Raw genomic sequence first — 17,648 nt, forward strand, 5'->3', positions numbered from 1 at the left:
TTATGCACAAACTGGCCCACTTAATTTATGGGGTGATACACAATGACAAGCCTTTCGATCCCAATTACCTATCGAAAGGGCTTGTCATTCAAGACGGTATCTGACCCCGGAGTGGCTAACTCAGATCGCTTAAGCGAAGTTCGCGGCTGCGAAGTCCCAGTTGGCCAGCTTGAAGAAGGTCTCTACATACTTAGGACGCGCATTGCGGTAGTCGATGTAGTAGGCGTGCTCCCACAGGTCGCAGGTGATCAGCGCTTTGGCGTCGGTGGTCAGCGGGGTGGCGGCGTTGGAGGTGTTGACGATGTCCAGCGAACCGTCGGCTTTTTTCACCAGCCAGGTCCAGCTCGAACCGAAGTTGCCTACGCACGACTTGGTGAACTCTTCCTTGAACTTGTCGAACGAACCCCACTTGGCGTTGATCGCGTCGGCCAGCGCGCCGTCTGGTGCGCCTTTGCCGTTCGGGGTCAGGCCGTTCCAGTAGAAGGTGTGGTTCCATACCTGGGCGGAGTTGTTGAAGATGCCACCGGACGATTTCTTGATGATCTCTTCCAGGGACAGGTTCTCGAACTCGGTGCCCTTGATCAGGTTGTTCAGGTTGGTCACATACGTTTGATGATGCTTACCGTAGTGGTATTCCAGCGTTTCTTGCGAGATGTGCGGCGCCAGGGCGTCGATTGCATATGGCAGTGGTGGCAGGGTATGTTCCATTGTTCTTCCTTTTGTTGGTTTGACGATGTGAAAAAGATCGAGGGTGATTCTTGCCGAAACGTCCGTCATTGTAAAGCGGATGGACCTTTGGTGCAGAAAAGACCAGTTTTCCGTGTGGCTACTCGGTCAGCGCACGCGCCGCGTGGTTTCGCGCACGATCAGCTCCAGCGGCGGCACTTCGCCCCGTGCTTCCTCGCCGTTGATGATGCGCAGCAGCGCCTGGGTGGCGATGCGGCCGATGTCATACAAGGGCTGGCGTATAGTCGTTAGAGGCGGCGTGGTATATGAGGAACCGGGCAAATCGTCGAAGCCGACCAGCGAGATGTCGTCCGGCACGCGGATGCCCTTGCGGTACAGCGCCAGCCGCGCGCCGTACGCGCTCAGGTCGTTGGCCGCGAACACGGCGGTAAATTGCTGGTGCGTGTCGAACAGGCGGTTCATGGCCAGCATGCCGCTGGACTCGTGGTAGTTGCCCTCGACGATCAGGTTGGCGTCCAGCTCGATGTGCGCCTCGCTCAGCGCGCGGGTGTAGCCGGCCAGGCGCTCGGCGGCGTCGATGTTGTTGGCCGGCCCGGAGATGAAGGCGATCTTGCGGTGGCCCAGCTCGATCAGGTGGTGGACCGCCAGGTAGGCGCCCGATTCGTTGTCCAGCTTGAAGCCCAGGGCGCTGCGGGTTTGCAGCGCGCGGCCGGTGGAGACGATCGGGCGCTGGCTGGAAAAGCCCAGCACGGCCTGGTCCGACATGCGGCCCGACAGCAGGATGATGCCGTCGACCTTGCGCGCCAGCAGCAGGCGCATGCGGTCCGCTTCCTCTTCCGCGTTCCAGTGGCCGCTGACGATCACCGAGGCGTAGCCGGTGCCCTTCAAGCCGTCGTCGACGCCGCGCAGCGTCTCGTCGAAGAAGGGAGAGGAGATATCCTGCACCACGATGCCGATGGTCATCGAGCGGCCTTTTTTCAGGCCCTGCGCCATCTGGTTGGGCGCGAACTTCATCTTGTCGATGGCGGCCAGCACGGCCAGGCGCTTGTCGTCCGACACCTTGGCGGTGCCGTTGAGGATGCGCGACACGGTACTGGGCGATACTCCCGCCTGGCGTGCAACATCCATCAGGGTCGATGGGCCGGAGGAGTGGGGGGTGTCTGCCAAGGCAAGTCCTATGTTTTTTATCTGAAAACCTTTTCGCCGGAAGATTACCATAAATTCTCCGGCTTTCCGCCAAATCCACCGGTGATCGCGCATTGACTTTCATCGGGATACGTTATTTAATGAAAACAGTGCTTGAAAACGTTTTCATAAGCGACGTGACATATAATCAAGCCGCCGGTAATAACAAGGAAGAGACCATGAAACGCGAATCTTTTTCGCACCTCGCACACGGCCCGCGCCTGCTGGCTGACATCGGCGGCACCAGCGCCAGCTTCGGCCTGGAGACTGCCCCCAACCGCATCGAGGCGATCTGGGTGACCGACTGCGCGGCCTATCCGACCCTGGGCGCGGCGCTGGTGGCCTACCTGTCGCAGACGGCCACGGTGGCGGCCGGCGGCTACCAGGCGCGCTTCGCCGGCATCGCCATCGCCAATCCCATCGACGGCGACTGGGTGACGATGACCAATCACCACTGGTCGTTCTCGATCGAGGCGGTGTGTTCGCAATTCAGTCTGAAATCGCTGGTGGTGGTGAACGACTTCACCGCGCTGGCCAGCGCCTTGCCCTACCTGGCGCCGGACCACAAGCGCCAGATCGGCGGCGGCGTAGCGCGCAGCGGCGCCACCATCGGCCTGGTGGGCGCGGATGCGGGACTGGGCGTGTCCGGCCTGGTGCCGGCCGGCGACCGCTGGATCGCCATCGACAGCGAGGGAGGCCACAGCACCTTCGCGCCGATGAACGAGCGCGAGATCGACATCCTGCGCTATGCGCGGCGCTACCACGAGCATGTGTCGAGCGAGCGGCTGGTGTCGGGCATCGGCATCGCGCTGGTGTACCGCGCGCTGGCCGAGCGCGCCCGCGTCGAGCCGCAGGACCTGTCCACCGCGCAGATCATGGAGCGCGGCCTGCACCGTTTGTGCCCCGTGTGCGAGGAGACGCTCGACGCCTTCTGCGACATGCTCGGCACCGTGGCCGGCAACGTCGCGCTGACCCTGGGCGCCAAGGGCGGCATCTACATCGGCGGCCGCATCGTGCCGCAGATGAGCGAGTTCTTCGAGCGCTCCGGCTTCCGCGCGCGCTTCGAGCAGAAGGGCCGCTTCTCGGACTACCTGTCGCACATTCCCACCTTCGTCATCACCGAACAATATCCCACGCTGATCGGCATGTCGGCCATGCTGTCGGCCGGCTGATCACAAATCCATCTGCGGCTCCAGCGGCAGGCATAGCTCGCAATCCTGCGCCTCCACGCAGGCGTCGAGCCGATCCGCTTCGTAGCGTTCGAAGCAGGGGCGGGCCGCGGCCTTGTAGCGGCCGTACAGCACGCCGTCGCGCAGCAGCCGGTGCCAGGCGTCCTTGCTCAGCACGCGCGGACCGATGAAGCGCAGCACCGCATGCGCGCCGCCGGCGATGGTCTTGATCGGCATGCCGGCCGGCGCCACAAAACTATCGGGCAGCTCCACGCAAACGTCGTAGCGGCATTTTTCCGGCGCGGTGATATCGGGATCGTCCAGTCCCATGCCGAAGCGCGGCGACGGCGGCAGCGCATGCTGGCGGCACCAGGTGTCGAGCTGCGACCATTGCGCCGCGCTGTCCTCGTCGTACGGGCCGAAGTGGCGGGTGTAGGCCACGCGCGCTGTCGGCAGGCGGACGATGCGCACCGGCCCGTTCTGGCCGGCCACCGGACCCAGGCCGCTGGCGGCCGCCATGTCGCGACGCTCATCGCGCCAGCGCGATGGCGACAGGCCGAAGTACTGACGGAACGCGCGGGCGAAGCCGTCGGCGGTGTCGAAGCCGCAGTTCTGCGCGACGGCGGCGATCGAATCGGACGAATACAGCAGCTGCGAGGCGCCGGTCTCCAGCCTGCGCCGGCGCACGTAGGCGTGCGGCGCCTCGGCGCTCCATTGCTGGAAGCGGCGCAGGAAATGGTAGCGCGACAAATGGGCCAGCGCGGCCAGACAGTCGAGATTCAGGTTCTGGCCCAGATGCCCATCGATGTAGTCCAGGACCTGGTTCAGCCGGTATTCCAGCGGCCGGGACGTGGGGGAAGGCATGTGCATAAACTTGTTCCATCCTACAGGTTGGTAAAATGTAAAGATGAGTGAAACGTTTCCATCATAGTCATCTCTTTCCTGCAAGACCAGTACCGTTACATGTGTTGTGGTTGAAAAGACACTCTCCACGCTGCGCAACTTTGAACGGGTGGAGGGCTGGCAATCTGACTATGCTTTCTCTGTATGCAATGTTGTTGTTTGGCATTGCAGACAGGAGATCTCTTACAAAAACATGATGGAGACTAAGCAAATGACATTCACCACGAAATCCAGACTGATGCTCGCGGCAGCCGTCACGCTCGCCTACAGCGCACCCGGCATGGCCGCATCGAGCTGCGAGCGTTACGCCTCGTATCCGGTGCTGGGCGAGACCTACACCGTCATCACCAACTACTGGAACGACAAGGCCAGCGGTTCCCAGTGCATCAACGTTAATTCCGACACCGGCGAATGGAGCTTGAGCAGCGCGCCGTTGTCGCCGGACAGCACGCCGGCTTCCTATCCGGCCATCTACAAGGGCTGCCACTGGGGCTCGTGCACCAAGGACAGCGGCCTGCCGCTGCAGGCGAAGGCGCTGACCTATGCGCCGACCCGCTGGCGCATCGCGCCCGGCGCGGCCGGCAACTGGGACGTGGCCTACGACATCTGGTTCTCGTCCGGCCCGACCGCGCCGGCCAGCGGCCAGCCGGACGGCGCCGAGATCATGATCTGGATTAACCACAACGGCCCGGCGCAACCGGCCGGCAGCAAGACCGGCAACGTCAACATCAATGGGATGAACTGGGACGTGTGGATCGACTGGAAAAATCCGGGTGGCTGGCCGGGCTGGAACATCATCTCCTACGTCGCCACCTCGCCGGTGAACGAAGTCAACTTCGACCTGGTGCCGTTCTTCCGCGACTCGGTCGGGCGCAACGTGGTCAACAACAACTGGTACCTGCTGGATGTCGAAGCCGGCACCGAGATCTGGCGCAACGGCGCCGGCTTCACCAGCAGCAATTTCGACGTGCAGTTCCACACCGATCCGGTCAAGGGCATCGACCCGAGCAAGTGGTACAGCGTGGTCAACAAGAACAGCGGCTCCTGCGTCGACGACGCCGAGTTCTCGACCAGCAACGGCGCCGTGGTCCATCAATGGGCTTGCGACAGCCGCGGCGCCGCCAACCAGCAGTGGAAGTTCACGCCCACCGACAGCGGCAACTACCGCGTCAGCAGCCAGCAGGCGCCGGCGCTGGCGTGGGACGTGGCCGGCTGGGGCACGGCCAACGGCTCGCCGGTCCAGCTGTGGACCTACGGCGGCGGCAGCAACCAGCAATGGCAGGCGGTGGACCAGGGCGACGGCTATTACAAATTCGTCGGCCGCTCCAGCGGCAAGTGCCTGGACGTGCCGGCCGCCTCCACCTCCAACGGCGTGCAGCTGCAGATCTGGGACTGCAACGGCACACCGGCCCAGTCGTTCAAGCTGATCGCCCAATAAGGACCCGCAACAAGTTCATCGCTTCGCCCGCCGCGAAGTTGCCGGCCTCGATGCAGGGGCCGGCTTTTTTACACCTATAAAAGCAGGAGACATATTTTGCACGCGATGACCAAGAAGACATTAATGAGCCTGGCAATTGCCAGCGCCTTCAGCCTGACGGCGCAGCACGCCTTTGCCGCAGCGGAGGATGCAGCTGCTGCACCGAAAATCGTCGGTACCGACGTCGACAAGGACGGCATCGCCGAGGTGAAGGTAACCGCCACCCGCTACGCCACCTCGCTGTTGAAAACCCCGCTGGCGGTCACCGCCTTCACCCAGGACAAGCTGACCCGCCAGGGCATCACCACGCTCAAGGGCATCTCCGGCGAACTGCCCAATGTGCAGATGAGTGAAGGTAACGACTCGGCGGTGCAGATCACCATCCGCGGCATCAGCGCCACCAACTTCACCGAGATCGGCGACCCGTCGGCCGGCCTGCACGTGGCGGGGCTGTACTCGCCGCGTCCGCAGGGCGCGCAGGCGCTGATGTTCGACCTGGAGCAGGTGGAAGTGCTGCGCGGCCCACAAGGCACGCTGTTCGGCCGCAACTCCACCGCCGGCAGCATCAACATCATTCCGGCCAAGCCGGAATTCGGCAGCACCTACGGCAGCAGCTCGTACGAGATGGGCAGCCTGCACATGAAGCAGCTCAACATGATCCAGAACATCGCCGTCAACGACTGGCTGGCCTTGCGCGCCACCTTCATGAAAGTGAAAAAGGACAGCCGCCTGAACCAGTTGCAGGACTTTACCGGCTACACCGACAAAGGCTTCGGCGCTGTATTTCCGGCTGGTACGCCGCTGGTGGACCAGCGCTACAACGCCAAGGTCGACGCCGCCCACGCCTACAACAATCAGGACGAATGGGCCGGCCGGCTGGCCGCGCGCATGAAGTTCGGCCGCGATGTCGAATGGCTGCTGACGGCGGAAAAATTCCAGAACAACGGCGCCGGCTACGTCAACGTGCGCGACTGCGACCAGGCCGCCGGCACCCGCTACGCCTGCACTCGCGGCCAGTGGGATGTGCTGATCAACGTGCCGGGCAAGACCGACATGACGATCAACACCGTGCGCTCGCAAGCCACCTGGAACGTCAACGCCAACACCACGCTGGACTACGGCTTCGCCTGGGCCGACCAGCAGCGCAGCCAGGTGCACGACGACGACAACGGCTTCCATCCGCTGCCGTTCCAGGTCGAGGCCAGCCTGCCGCTGCCGTCGGGCGGTAACTGGGGCACCTGGCCGGTCAAGGACAGCGCCACCCGCACCCATGATTCGCGCTACAAGTCCACCGTCAACGAGCTGCAATTGAAGCAGACCTTCGGCGCGCTCAAGTACGTCGCCGGCCTGTTCTGGATGCACGAGAAAAACCAGATCAACTTCTCGCAGGAGACCCTGGTCTACGGCCCGTACGGCGCGCCGATCTCGCAGTACTACGCCCAGCCCGACCGCGAGATCGACGCCAAGGCCGCCTTCGCACAGGCCGACTGGACCTTCGCGCCGACCTGGACCGGCACCGCCGGCGCCCGCTTCAGCCGCGACAGCAAATCCGACCAGGGCGGCCTCAACTACGGCGGCGCCAGCTGGGGCGGCGGCTTCCCGAACGCCTACTACCTTGGCCTGATCAATCCCGGCGTGCCCGGCTCGCCCGGCTGGCGTCCGCACAACGGCTACGACCTGACCACGGCGATGGGCCCGAACAACGGCCCGCAAGCCTTGCTCGGCTTCGGCGATCCGACCCCGAACGACCACGCCGACAGCTGGCGCAAACTCACCTGGCGCCTGGGCCTGAGCAAGCAGATCAACGCGCAGGAGATGGCCTATGGTTCGATCTCGACCGGCTACAAGTCCGGCGGCTTCGGCGACAAGCACGACCTGTGCGGCGGCATGGTGTGCGTGAGCGGGCCGACGCCCAACATCACGTACACGCCGTACGGCCCGGAGACGGTCATCAACTTCGAACTGGGCTACAAGGCCAAGCTGCTGCAGAACCGTTTGGGCCTGTCGGTGGTGGCGTTCTTCCAGCGCTACAAGGATATGCAGATCACCGGCGACAACTTCTTCGCGCAGATCATACCGAAGAGCCCATGCACCTCCGATCCGGCCTGCGACATCCAGCACGGCTGGCAGACCGTCAACGTGGCCAAGGTCAACATCCCCGGCGTGGAAATCGAGTGGGACTACAAGCCGTGGGCCGGCGCCAAGCTGGGCGGCTTCGCCAGCTACATCAAGCCCACCATCCACGACTACGATTCCTACAACGACGGCTACCTGTGCAACGAGCGCATCGAGTTCAATTCGGTCTCGAAATGCCCCGAGATGTACAGCGGACCTGAGGCGCGCCTGCGCGGCCGCCGCGCCCGCAACCTCGAAGGCAACACGCTGCCGAACGCGCCGAAATACACCTTCGGCCTGAACCTGTCGCAGGACTTCAATCTCGACAGCGGCTACAAGCTGGTGGCCTGGGGCGGGATGCGCTACCAGAGCAAGATATACTTTGACCTGCTCAACTTCGACGATCCGCATATCGGCCTGTCGCAGAAGGGTTATGCCAAGGGCGACGTCTCGCTCAAGCTGATCAGCCCGGACGACAAGTGGAACCTGGAAGGCTATGTGCGCAACGTCAGCGATACCTGGGCCAAAACCTGGGGCGGTGCGGCGACCGGCGGCCAGATGCAGGCCGGCTATATCGAACCGCGCACGGTCGGCATGCGGCTCGGCATCAACTACTAAGACGGAACCCCACGGCGTCTGTGGACGCCGTGGTTTGCATCGACCACAAGGAGACATTTTGAAATCTGCTTTGAATCTTCGTTTGCTGGCGCTGGCGCTGGCGATTGCCGGCGCGCTGCCGGCTGCTGCCGCCGACACCACTCCGACCGACCGCCCGTGGCTGGACGCCAAGCTGGGCGCCGACCAGCGCGCGACGCTGGCGCTGCAAGCGATGACGCAGCAGGAAAAACTGGGTTGGGTGATGGGCTGGTTCGGCAACGACTTCGCCGACAAGAAACGCAATCCGGCCGCGCTGCCTTTATCGGCGGGCTATATCGCCGGCGTGCCGCGCCTCGGCCTGCCGGCCCTGTTCGAGACCGACGCCGGCCTGGGCGTCGCCAGCCAGGCCGGCAAGACGCCGCGTGAACGCACCTCGCTGCCGTCCGGCCTGGCCACCGCCGCCACCTGGGACCGCAAGCTGGCCTACAGCGGCGGCGCGATGATAGGTGCCGAGGCGCGCGCCTCCGGTTTCAACGTCATGCTGGCCGGCGGCGTGAACCTGCTGCGCGAGCCGCGCAACGGCCGCAATTTCGAATACGCCGGTGAAGATCCGCTGCTGGCCAGCACCATGGTGGCGCAGCAGATCAAGGGCATCCAATCCAATCACGTGATCGCGACGATGAAGCACTTCGCCGTCAACGACCAGGAGACCGGCCGCTTCATCCTCGACAGCCGTATCGACGATGCCAGCAACCGCATGTCCGACTTGCTGGCATTCCAGCTGGTGCTGGAGCAGGCCGATCCCGGTTCCGTCATGTGCGCCTACAACCGCCTGAACGGCGCCTATGCCTGCGAGAGCGACTACCTGCTCAACCAGGTGCTGAAGAAGGACTGGGGTTTCAAGGGTTACGTCATGTCCGACTGGGGCGCGGTGCACAGCACCGTGGCTGCGGCCAACAACGGTCTCGATCAGCAATCGGCCTGGGAGTTCGACAAGAGCCGGTACTTCGGCAACGCGCTGGAGGAGGCTGTCGCCAACGGCCATGTGCCGCAGGCGCGCCTGGACAATATGGTGTTCCGCATCCTGCGCACCATGTTTGACAAAGGCGTGGTCGATCATCCTGTGGCGGAGGGTGGGGCGATCGACTTCGCGGCGCATGCGCTGGTCAGCCGCAGCGATGCCGAGGACGGCATGGTCCTGCTGAAGAACGCCGGCAGCGTGCTGCCGTTGAAGGCCGGCGCGAAGAAGATCGTCGTCATCGGCGCGCATGCGGATGTGGGCGTATTGGCCGGCGGCGGTTCGTCGCTGGTGTATCCGGTGGGCGGCAGCGCCGTCACCGGCATCGCGCCGACTACCTGGCCCGGTCCGGTGGTCTACCATCCGTCGTCGCCGCTGAAGGCGATCCAGGCGCGCGCGCCAGGCGCCAAGGTGGTCTACCTCGATGGACTGGATGCCGCAGCCGCCGCCCGCGCAGCGGCCGACGCCGACGTGGTGCTGGTGTTCGCGCAGCAGTGGATCGGCGAGGCGCTCGATGCGGTGTCGCTGTCGCTGCCGGATAATCAGGACGCGCTGATCGCCGCCGTCGCCAAGGCCAATCCGAAGACGGTGGTGGTGTTGGAGACTGCCGGTCCGGTGCTGATGCCGTGGCTGGACCAGAGTGCCGCCGTGCTGCAAGCGTGGTATGCCGGCACCAGCGGCGGCGAGGCCATCGCCCGCGTGCTGTTTGGTGAAGTCAATCCGTCGGGCCGCTTACCGGCGACCTATCCGGCGTCGGCGTCCCAGCTGCCACGGCCGGTGCTGGACGGCGATCCGAAGGACGAGAAAACCCGCTTTGCCGTCACCTATCACGAAGGCGCGGCGATTGGCTACAAGTGGTTCGACTTGAAGGGTTTGAAGCCGCTGTTCCCGTTCGGACATGGCTTGTCGTATACGCAGTTCGCGTATTCCGGCCTGGCCGCGAGCCAGAAGGACGGCAAGCTGCAACTGCGCTTCAAGGTGACCAACACCGGCGCGGTCAAAGGCAAGGATGTGCCGCAGCTGTACGTGGCGCCGCAGGGCGCGAAGTGGGAAGCGCCGAAGCGCCTGGCCGGCTGGGACAAGGTCGAACTGGCGCCGGGCGAAAGCAGGGAAGTCAGCGTGACGGTCGATCCGCGCCTGCTGGCGACCTACGACAGCGGCAGTAAGAGCTGGCGCGTGGCCAAGGGCAGCTACAAGGTGCTGCTGGCGCGCAGCGCGGCGGATGCTGGTGCTGCCAGCGTCACTGTCACGCTGGATGCGCGAACGTTCAAGCCGTAAGACGAGTTGTCCGTGCGGATTGATGTGCTCTGTCAGTGCACATCAATCCTCCCCAAAAAGCTGTGCCAGTAAGCGGTTGGATTCGGCCATGCCACGCTCAGTAAGTGCGACAGACTTCGCTTTTCCGACTGGCTCCGAAATTAGCCCTTTCATACCGGTTGACACTTCTTTTCACGAATAGACAATTGTAAGAATTGTGAAAACTAAAACCAGAAGCGCGAACACTGACTGCTGAAAGCGCTTGCCTGCAAGTTCCGGGTTTTCTTTTAGCCAATGCCAGAGAGCTTCGGCCCTTGTGCGCAAAGGATGTTGGACGGGCAGGGCTCGAACAGTACCGAAGATAAGCCCCAAGACCAGCACGAGCACCGCCAGTAGCGCTAGCATCAAGAAGGGGCCAAGATGTGAACTCACGAATTGCATGTTTATCTGCACCTAACCTGGGGCAGGAGCTTGCGCATCTCGCCTTTGATCACATACAAGCCAACAATGTCTACGGCGGCATGTGTGATCATCGCTGCGACCAGTCCGACGTGCATGGCTAACAGGCCAAATCCCATGCTGCCAACGAAAATGGCGCATGCTTGTATCAGCACGCGCTTGTTGAAACCGTCGAAGCGGTAGGCTCGCGTATGAACAATGACAAAAATCGCGGACGCGAGCCAGATGCCTGTCAGCGGCTGGAGCGCGCCGCGAAATAACAGTTCTTCCCCGAAGCCCGCCGCCAGCGAAATCCAGATCGGATTTCTTCCGCTCAGGTCCAGGCGGCTGTAACTCTCGACGGTGCTTTTCGTGGTATTCGACTTGGCTGCAAACCGGTAGCCGATTTGCGTGCTGGCCCAGTACGCGCAGCCTATCCCTAAACCGATGGCGACTTGAAAGTGCAGCGGCAGGCCGGCAAGTAGCGACGCGGCATATGGCGGCTGATGAAAGCAAAAAATGATCAGCGCCGCCACGCCGGACAATAGCGCGCAAGTGGCGAGCTGCCTGCGCAATCCGATTTTGTTGGTGGCCTGGCTCATTCGCGCAGCAACTGGGACAAGGCTTTGTCGATATCGATGGCGTAGAACGCGGTGCGCATTTGATACGGCGTCTGGCAGGGCACTACCAGCTTGCCGCCATCTTTCAAGCCGAACGCCACCTCGTGCCGCGCCAGGCAGGCGTTGGTCATGGCCGGTCCTGTGGCGGCATCGCCGAAGACGGGATGGCCTTCGATGCTGGTCGCGTAGCTGTCCTTGTGGATCGATTTGCAGACCGTCATGCCATCGAGGATGATGCCTTCCGGCGTCTCCGTGGTGCCGCTGCGGCCGGCGCAGTCATCGACCATCAGCTTGACCACGGCGCGTAGTACCATCCGGTCCCGCAAGGCCTGGCTGGGCGGACGCAGCGTCGCCAGCGCGGTCTTGGGCAGCACGTCATTCCACTGTTGTTCCATGGTCGCGGTGGAGGTCAGCAACGCTGGCAGCACCTGCGGCTTGCAGGCCGGTGTGTCGCCGCATTCCAGCGCGTGCGCGAAGTCGGGCACCTGGCCCTGGCGCAGTTGATGGTAGAAGCGGTCGAAGCGCGCCAACGCGGTACCAGGTCCCTGGCGCGCCGCCAGGCTGTAGACGTAGGCCGGCAAGCCGCACAGGTATTCGAGCCGCTGGCTGCCGATCGCGCGCGGCGTCAGTGCTCGCCAGCTTTTGCCTTCGGTGTAGAGGATGCATTCGGCCAGCGCCTTGTCCAGCTGCGCCGCCGCCTCCTGGCGCGTGAGCCAACCTTGCTGCACCGATGTCAGCCAGCGCAGGAACTCGCCGCCGCCTTCGTTGATCAGGCGCGCATCGGGATAGACATCGACCGCGTCGCGTAGCTGGAAGCGGTGGCTGAATTCGTGCGACACCAGCAACGTCAACTTGGACTTTTCGTCCGGTCCCAGTACCTGCGGCCAGTTGAACAAAGTCAGACGCAGGATGTTGCTGGCATCGCCGCCGACATTGGGGCCGCCAGGTTCGCTGGCGGCGATGGCTGCAATCACCGGCCGGGTGAAGCGCGCCAGCGGCAGTTGTTTGCTCAGATAGGAGATCGTGCCATCGGCCACCTCGCGGATTTGCGCAACCGTCGCCGCCGACAGGCGCGGATCGAAATAGTCCAGCGAAGTCGAAGTTTGCGGCGCCAGCATCAGCATGGTGGCGGTGTCGCCGCCGGTGGCGGCGGGGGCGCTTGCCGTGTCGCGGTAGCGCTGGCCGTTCATGACGATATCCGGCGCCAGATAGCGGTAGCGCACCGGCCCGCAGCTGTCGGCCAGCGCGTAGTTGGAGCTGTGGACGTACATGCCGCCAGGCGCCGGGAAGGAACCGGGGTAGCCGCTGATCTTCTGCATCGTCGCCGGCACGCGGAAGCGCGCGGTGCAGGCGCCCGCGCTTTTCAGCAGATTGCCTTCCGGGGTGGCGCAATCGTTTTGCCTTTGCCATGCGGCGCGGATCTCCTGGCCGCCTGGTTCATCCTTGAGGAAGGCGAGGGCGGTGCAATGCTCCGGCAATGCGAAGCTTACTTCCAGGGCGTCGGCGGAGGCTAGTTTGATGTCGACATCGACCGTAGCGGCGTGTGCGGCGAGCGGCAGCAATGTCGCGCCCAACAGATGCAACCAGATATGCGATTTTTTCATGTTGAGAAATGCAAATGGCGGGGCACGAAAGTATCACAAATGCAACATCGAAACAAGCATCCTGCGCTTACAATCCAGTCATGAAGATCTCATCGCCGATGATTTTTGCCGCGCTGTTGTTGGCGGGCTGTGCCGCCGCGCCGCAGCACGGTCCTGCCATCGATGTCGAGATGCGGCGCCTGATGGCGGCTGCCAAAGTGCCTGGCCTGGCGCTGGCTGTCATCGACCACGGGCAGGTGGTCTATCGCCAGGCTTATGGCTACGCCGACGTGGCCGCGTCCCGGCCGCTGCGCACGGACACCATCATGTACGGCGCCTCATTGACCAAGGCGGCCTTTGCCTACATGGTGATGCAGTTGGTGGACGAACAGGTGCTGGCGCTCGATACTCCGTTGCCAGCCTTGCTGAACAAGCCGTTGCCGGACTATCCCGCATTCGCCGACTTGCGCGACGACCCGCGCTGGCGGCTGCTGACCCCACGTATGCTGCTCTCCCATACCAGCGGCTTGCTGAACTGGCGCTTCATCAACCCTGACGGCAAGCTCGATTTCAAGTATCCGCCGGGCAGCCGCTATGTGTACTCGGGGGAGGGTATGCAGATCCTGCAAATCGTGGTCGAGGAACGCACCGGCATGCCGCTGCAAACCTTGATGCGGGAACGGGTGTTCGCGCGTTTCGATATGCGCGATACCAGCATGGTGTGGCGCGAAGATTTCGCCGGCCGCGAGGCCACGCAATACGGCGCCGACGGCTCGGTCATCGCCCACAAGCACCGCAGCCGCGCCCGCGCGGCGGGCTCGATGGACACCACGCTGGACGACTATGCCAGCTTCATGGCCGGTGTGCTGCGGGGGGATGGTTTGTCGGCCAGGGCGCATGCGGAAATGCTATCGCCGCAGTTGGCCATCGTGTCGCTGCGGCAGTTCCCGTCGCATTGGCCGGGCGAGACGGCGGCGTATCGCGATATCGGCTTGTCGATAGGCCTGGGCTGGCCGCTGTACAACTCGCCGCTTGGACCGGCCTTCTTCAAGGAGGGCAATGACGACGGCACCAACAACTTCGCGCTCGGCTTCCTGCGGCCGCAAAGGGGCATCGTCATGTTGAGCAACAGCTCCAACGCCGATAAGATGTTTTTCCCTGCGGTGGAACACGTCTTCGGCAAGACCTGCCTGCCGTGGTTCTGGATGAATTACATTCCTTACGATCGGCAGGTGTCGCGAGAGCAGCCGGTTGTCAGTCCGGGCTGCGGCCAGTCGGCTGCACCGCTTCCACATTGACTTGCGCGCTGCCCTCGGCCAGGCGCAAATTGAGCGTGCTGCGCGCTTTGATTTGCGCCGGCGCGCGCACGATGGCGCCCTGGTCGTCGGTGACGATGGCGTAGCCGCGTTCCAGCGTGCGCTGTGGGTTCAACAGTTCCAGCTGCGAGGACAGGGCCGCCAGCGCGTCGCGGCGCTGCGCCAGCTGCGTGGCGACGCTCATCGTCACGCGGTGCTGGAAGTCCGACAGCTTCGAACGCGCCGCCGTCACATCCGGCTTGCGCGCGCCGAGCCGGCCGCTCAAGCGGTCCAGCTGAAAGCGCGCCTGCGACAGCGGGGCGCGGTTGGCGTGCGTCATCGCGGTCGACAGCGCCAGCAGCTTCAGGCGCTGCTGGCGGATCTGCGCGCCGGGGCTGAGCAGGCGCCGCGTGTAGTTGTCCAGGTTCTGCGACGCTTCGCCGACACTGCGCCGCATCGCGCGCCGCAGGTCGATGACGTCGGCGCGCAATGACGCCATCCAGTCCGCGCGCGGCGTGACGGCCAGTTCGGCGGCGGCGGTGGGTGTGGCCGCGCGCAGGTCGGCGGCGAAATCGCAGATCGTAAAGTCGGTCTCGTGGCCGACGCCGGAGATCACCGGCATGCGGCAGTTGGCGACGGCGTAGGCCACGTCTTCTTCGTTGAAGGACCACAGGTCCTCGATGCTGCCACCGCCACGGCAGACGATCAGCACATCGCAATCGTTGCGCAGCGAGGCGGTATCGATGGCGGCGGCGATCTTGTCGCCGGCGCCCTGGCCCTGCACCGGCGTTGGATACAGCACCACGTTCACGTGCGGGGCGCGCCGCTTCAGCGCGGTCAACACGTCGCGCAGCGCGGCCGCCTGCGGGCTGGTGACGATGCCCACCGTGCGCGGGAACAGTGGCAAGGCGCGCTTGCGCTCCGGGTGGAACAGGCCGGCCGCGTCCAGCTTCTCCTTGAGCCGCTGGAAGGCTTCAAACAGCGAGCCGACGCCGGCGCGGCGTATCGCTTCCACATTGATCTGGTAGTCGCCGCGCGCGCCGTACAGGGTGACCAGCGCCCGCACCTCGACCTTGTCGCCTTCACGCGGAATGAAACCGGCGTATTGGGCGCGGCCGCGGAACATCACCGCGCGCACTTGGGCCGCATCGTCCTTGAGCGTGAAATACCAGTGGCCGGAACTGGCCTTGGTGAAGTTGGACACCTCGCCCGAGATCCACGTCAGCGGGAAGCTGCGTTCCAGCAGCCGCGCGACGGCCTGATTGAGAGCGGTAACGCTGATGACAGGGGCTGCGGCGGGGGCGGTGTCGTTACGGTCGTCGAAGTTCATAAGTGTCAAAAATTGAAACTATCCACACTTTGTTATTTTTGTAACACAGCGGTCATAGAGCATCTAAAGCGGTAAGTATTATAGGTAGGTATATGATTTTAAAGGGTAAACATTTCTGCCGTATTTGCGTGCAACAAGGAAAAACCCTTACGGATCAAGCACTTTGCCGCAGCCACCAGCAGTTACGCACAAAGTTATCCACAAAAGATGTGTGAAACTTTTGTGATCGATAGCTATTTCCTTCTTGTTGATTTTATCATGCTTAAAATTTACGCAGAGAAAGTATATTGTGACAAATCAATGACTTAAGTAGTGATGCAGGGCATTACACACACTTTTATCCACAGAAGATGTGCAAAACTCCCGACTTGCCCCCAAGCGTAGCATGACGCCGAATGACGGCGCTGCCGGCTACCGCGCCGGTCGCCGGCCGGGCTGGGGATAAAAAATCGCTTGCTTCATTTTTGCGCAGGGCAATAAAAACGATATAAATCAACGACTTTGCCTGCACTGTGCAGCCTTGCTAACAATCTTATCCACACAAAATGTGCAGAAGTGTCCGCTTTCTGGCGATAGGCAGGCATTATCGGTAGCGAACGTGATGGGACCGGTGGAAAACTAGCTTTTAGCTATGAAAAGCGGTCAAAAACCGAGGTCTGCACTATTTTTACTCACGGCAAAAAATCCCTTATAAATCAACGCTCTTTAACTATGTGGAAGGCGTTGCTCACAATCTTATCCACATTAAGTGTGCAGAAGTCCACAGCCAAGTCGCCGCCGCTGGCCGGCGTTTTTGACGGTTTTCCTCTGCGCTTTTTTTACGCATGGTAAAAATATCCTTATGAATCAAGGACTTTGTATACAGTCGGGATCCTTGCTAACAATCTTATCCACATTATTTGTGCAGAACTCGGCCAGCTTCAGCCGTTAGCCACTTTTGGTGGCTGAAATTGGTGGAAAGGCAATGCATAGGGTGCGGATATGGCCATATGCCAGATTTTTACGCAAGGGGATAAGTTTGATTGAAATCAATGACTTGGATAGTCATGACGTGCCTTGCTCACAATCTTATCAACAGAATATGGGCATAACTGGGCATAACTTTTGCTGAGCAAAAAGCGGGCCTGAGGCCTTCCGCTGCGCTTTTTTTAAGCTTTGAAATCTTCTTCTTTAAAATCAAAGGCTTGGATGGGGCGGGTGGGTATTGCGCACACAATTGTCCACAGAAAATGTGCAGAACTTTCGAGCTTGTATGATGACTGCTTTGCGGGGGCGGTCCGGAAGTCATCCACCACTTGCCGAGGACGGCCCAACAAGATACATTGCGCCTTCGGGTGTTTATCTAGACAGGAGTTCCTTTTGCTCGCCATATTACAAGCTGCCGGTTGGCCCATCTGGTTGTTGCTGGTCGCATCGATCGTCGCGACAGCGCTGATCATCGAACGCTTGCTCTATCTGCGTCGCAGCAAGATCCTGCCGAAAAAGTTGCTGGATGAAGTGGTGCAGGTCTATCGTGGCGGCAATATCACGCCGGACGTCATCGACAAGCTGGAGAAAAGTTCGCCGCTGGGCGTGGTGCTGTCGGCCGCGCTGCGCAACATCGATGCGCCGCGCGATGTGATGAAGGAGTCCATTGAAGAGGCCGGCAGCGGGGTGGCCCACACGCTGGAACGCTTCCTGACGACGCTGGGCACGATCGCGACGCTGGCGCCGCTGATGGGCCTGTTCGGCACGGTGGTCGGCATGATCGAGATTTTTGGCGCGCAGAATGCGACCGGCTCCAATCCTGCGCAACTGGCGCACGGTATTTCGGTGGCCTTGTATAACACCGGCTTCGGCCTGGCGATCGCGATGCCGACGCTGGTCTTCTACCGTCACTTCCGCGCGCTGGTGGACAGCTTTGTCATCGAGATGGAACAGCTGGCGGTGAAGTTTGTCGATGTCGTGCATAGCAAGCGCAAGTAAGGACGCCGC

General features: G+C 62.3%; 14 protein-coding genes. 6 read left to right on the plus strand and 8 right to left on the minus strand.

Annotated features, from left to right (window positions below):
- Positions 1 to 129 precede the first annotated feature (129 nt).
- Together sodB and RUGAMON1_RS27380 are read right to left on the minus strand one after the other, a co-directional pair.
- Entirely contained in the window at positions 130 to 708 is a 579-nt protein-coding gene (gene sodB / locus RUGAMON1_RS27375) for a superoxide dismutase [Fe] (RefSeq protein WP_445233476.1), read from the minus strand.
- Between the two features lie 126 nt (positions 709 to 834).
- Entirely contained in the window at positions 835 to 1,815 is a 981-nt protein-coding gene (locus tag RUGAMON1_RS27380; protein ID WP_332854395.1) for a LacI family DNA-binding transcriptional regulator, read from the minus strand.
- Positions 1,816 to 2,051: 236 nt separating this feature from the next.
- On the opposite strand from RUGAMON1_RS27380, the gene RUGAMON1_RS27385 reads away from it, so the two are divergent.
- Positions 2,052 to 3,044: a glucokinase gene (locus RUGAMON1_RS27385; protein WP_445233477.1), complete on the plus strand. Its 993-nt coding sequence runs from the start codon at positions 2,052 to 2,054 to the stop codon at positions 3,042 to 3,044.
- Here RUGAMON1_RS27385 and RUGAMON1_RS27390 read toward each other — a convergent pair whose 3' ends face one another.
- Positions 3,045 to 3,911, minus strand: a complete 867-nt coding sequence (locus tag RUGAMON1_RS27390; protein WP_445233478.1) for an AraC family transcriptional regulator — start codon at positions 3,909 to 3,911, stop codon at positions 3,045 to 3,047.
- 244 nt (positions 3,912 to 4,155) lie between these two features.
- On the opposite strand from RUGAMON1_RS27390, the gene RUGAMON1_RS27395 reads away from it, so the two are divergent.
- From RUGAMON1_RS27395 to RUGAMON1_RS27405, 3 genes are all read left to right on the plus strand, one after another.
- Positions 4,156 to 5,382: an RICIN domain-containing protein gene (locus RUGAMON1_RS27395; RefSeq protein WP_445233479.1), complete on the plus strand. Its 1,227-nt coding sequence runs from the start codon at positions 4,156 to 4,158 to the stop codon at positions 5,380 to 5,382.
- Between the two features lie 123 nt (positions 5,383 to 5,505).
- Entirely contained in the window at positions 5,506 to 8,154 is a 2,649-nt protein-coding gene (locus RUGAMON1_RS27400; RefSeq protein WP_445233480.1) for a TonB-dependent receptor, read from the plus strand.
- Between the two features lie 58 nt (positions 8,155 to 8,212).
- Entirely contained in the window at positions 8,213 to 10,429 is a 2,217-nt protein-coding gene (locus RUGAMON1_RS27405; protein WP_445233481.1) for a glycoside hydrolase family 3 C-terminal domain-containing protein, read from the plus strand.
- 42 nt (positions 10,430 to 10,471) lie between these two features.
- Here the strand turns inward: RUGAMON1_RS27405 and RUGAMON1_RS27410 are convergent, their stop codons facing one another.
- Genes RUGAMON1_RS27410 through RUGAMON1_RS27425 form a run of 4 tightly spaced genes read right to left on the minus strand, consistent with a single transcriptional unit; the run spans position 10,472 to position 13,070 of the window.
- Positions 10,472 to 10,582: a DUF6429 family protein gene (locus RUGAMON1_RS27410; protein ID WP_445233482.1), complete on the minus strand. Its 111-nt coding sequence runs from the start codon at positions 10,580 to 10,582 to the stop codon at positions 10,472 to 10,474.
- An 18-nt stretch (positions 10,583 to 10,600) separates the two neighbouring features.
- Positions 10,601 to 10,849 carry a hypothetical protein gene (locus tag RUGAMON1_RS27415; protein ID WP_445233483.1) on the minus strand — a complete coding sequence of 83 codons (249 nt, stop codon included), beginning with the start codon at positions 10,847 to 10,849 and terminating at the stop codon, positions 10,601 to 10,603.
- A 2-nt stretch (positions 10,850 to 10,851) separates the two neighbouring features.
- Positions 10,852 to 11,448 carry a CPBP family intramembrane glutamic endopeptidase gene (locus RUGAMON1_RS27420; protein ID WP_445233484.1) on the minus strand — a complete coding sequence of 199 codons (597 nt, stop codon included), beginning with the start codon at positions 11,446 to 11,448 and terminating at the stop codon, positions 10,852 to 10,854.
- The gene (locus RUGAMON1_RS27425) at positions 11,445 to 13,070 is read right to left on the minus strand and encodes a hypothetical protein (RefSeq protein WP_445233485.1); all 1,626 of its coding nucleotides are present in this window, start codon (positions 13,068 to 13,070) and stop codon (positions 11,445 to 11,447) included. Before RUGAMON1_RS27425 ends, RUGAMON1_RS27420 begins: the two co-directional genes overlap by 4 nt.
- Before the next feature lie 80 nt (positions 13,071 to 13,150).
- Here RUGAMON1_RS27425 and RUGAMON1_RS27430 point away from each other — a divergent pair, with 80 nt between their 5' ends.
- Positions 13,151 to 14,347, plus strand: a complete 1,197-nt coding sequence (locus RUGAMON1_RS27430) for a serine hydrolase domain-containing protein (RefSeq protein ID WP_445233486.1) — start codon at positions 13,151 to 13,153, stop codon at positions 14,345 to 14,347.
- Here the strand turns inward: RUGAMON1_RS27430 and xseA are convergent.
- Entirely contained in the window at positions 14,304 to 15,674 is a 1,371-nt protein-coding gene (gene xseA, locus RUGAMON1_RS27435; protein ID WP_445233487.1) for an exodeoxyribonuclease VII large subunit, read from the minus strand. The two genes, RUGAMON1_RS27430 and xseA, sit on opposite strands and share 44 nt — an antisense overlap.
- Positions 15,675 to 17,033: 1,359 nt before the next feature.
- Here xseA and RUGAMON1_RS27440 point away from each other — a divergent pair.
- Entirely contained in the window at positions 17,034 to 17,639 is a 606-nt protein-coding gene (locus RUGAMON1_RS27440; protein ID WP_445233488.1) for a MotA/TolQ/ExbB proton channel family protein, read from the plus strand.
- The last annotated feature ends 9 nt before the right edge of the window (positions 17,640 to 17,648 follow it).

Source organism: Duganella rhizosphaerae (assembly GCF_040364205.1).
Classification (GTDB): Bacteria; Pseudomonadota; Gammaproteobacteria; order Burkholderiales; family Burkholderiaceae_D; genus Rugamonas; species Rugamonas rhizosphaerae.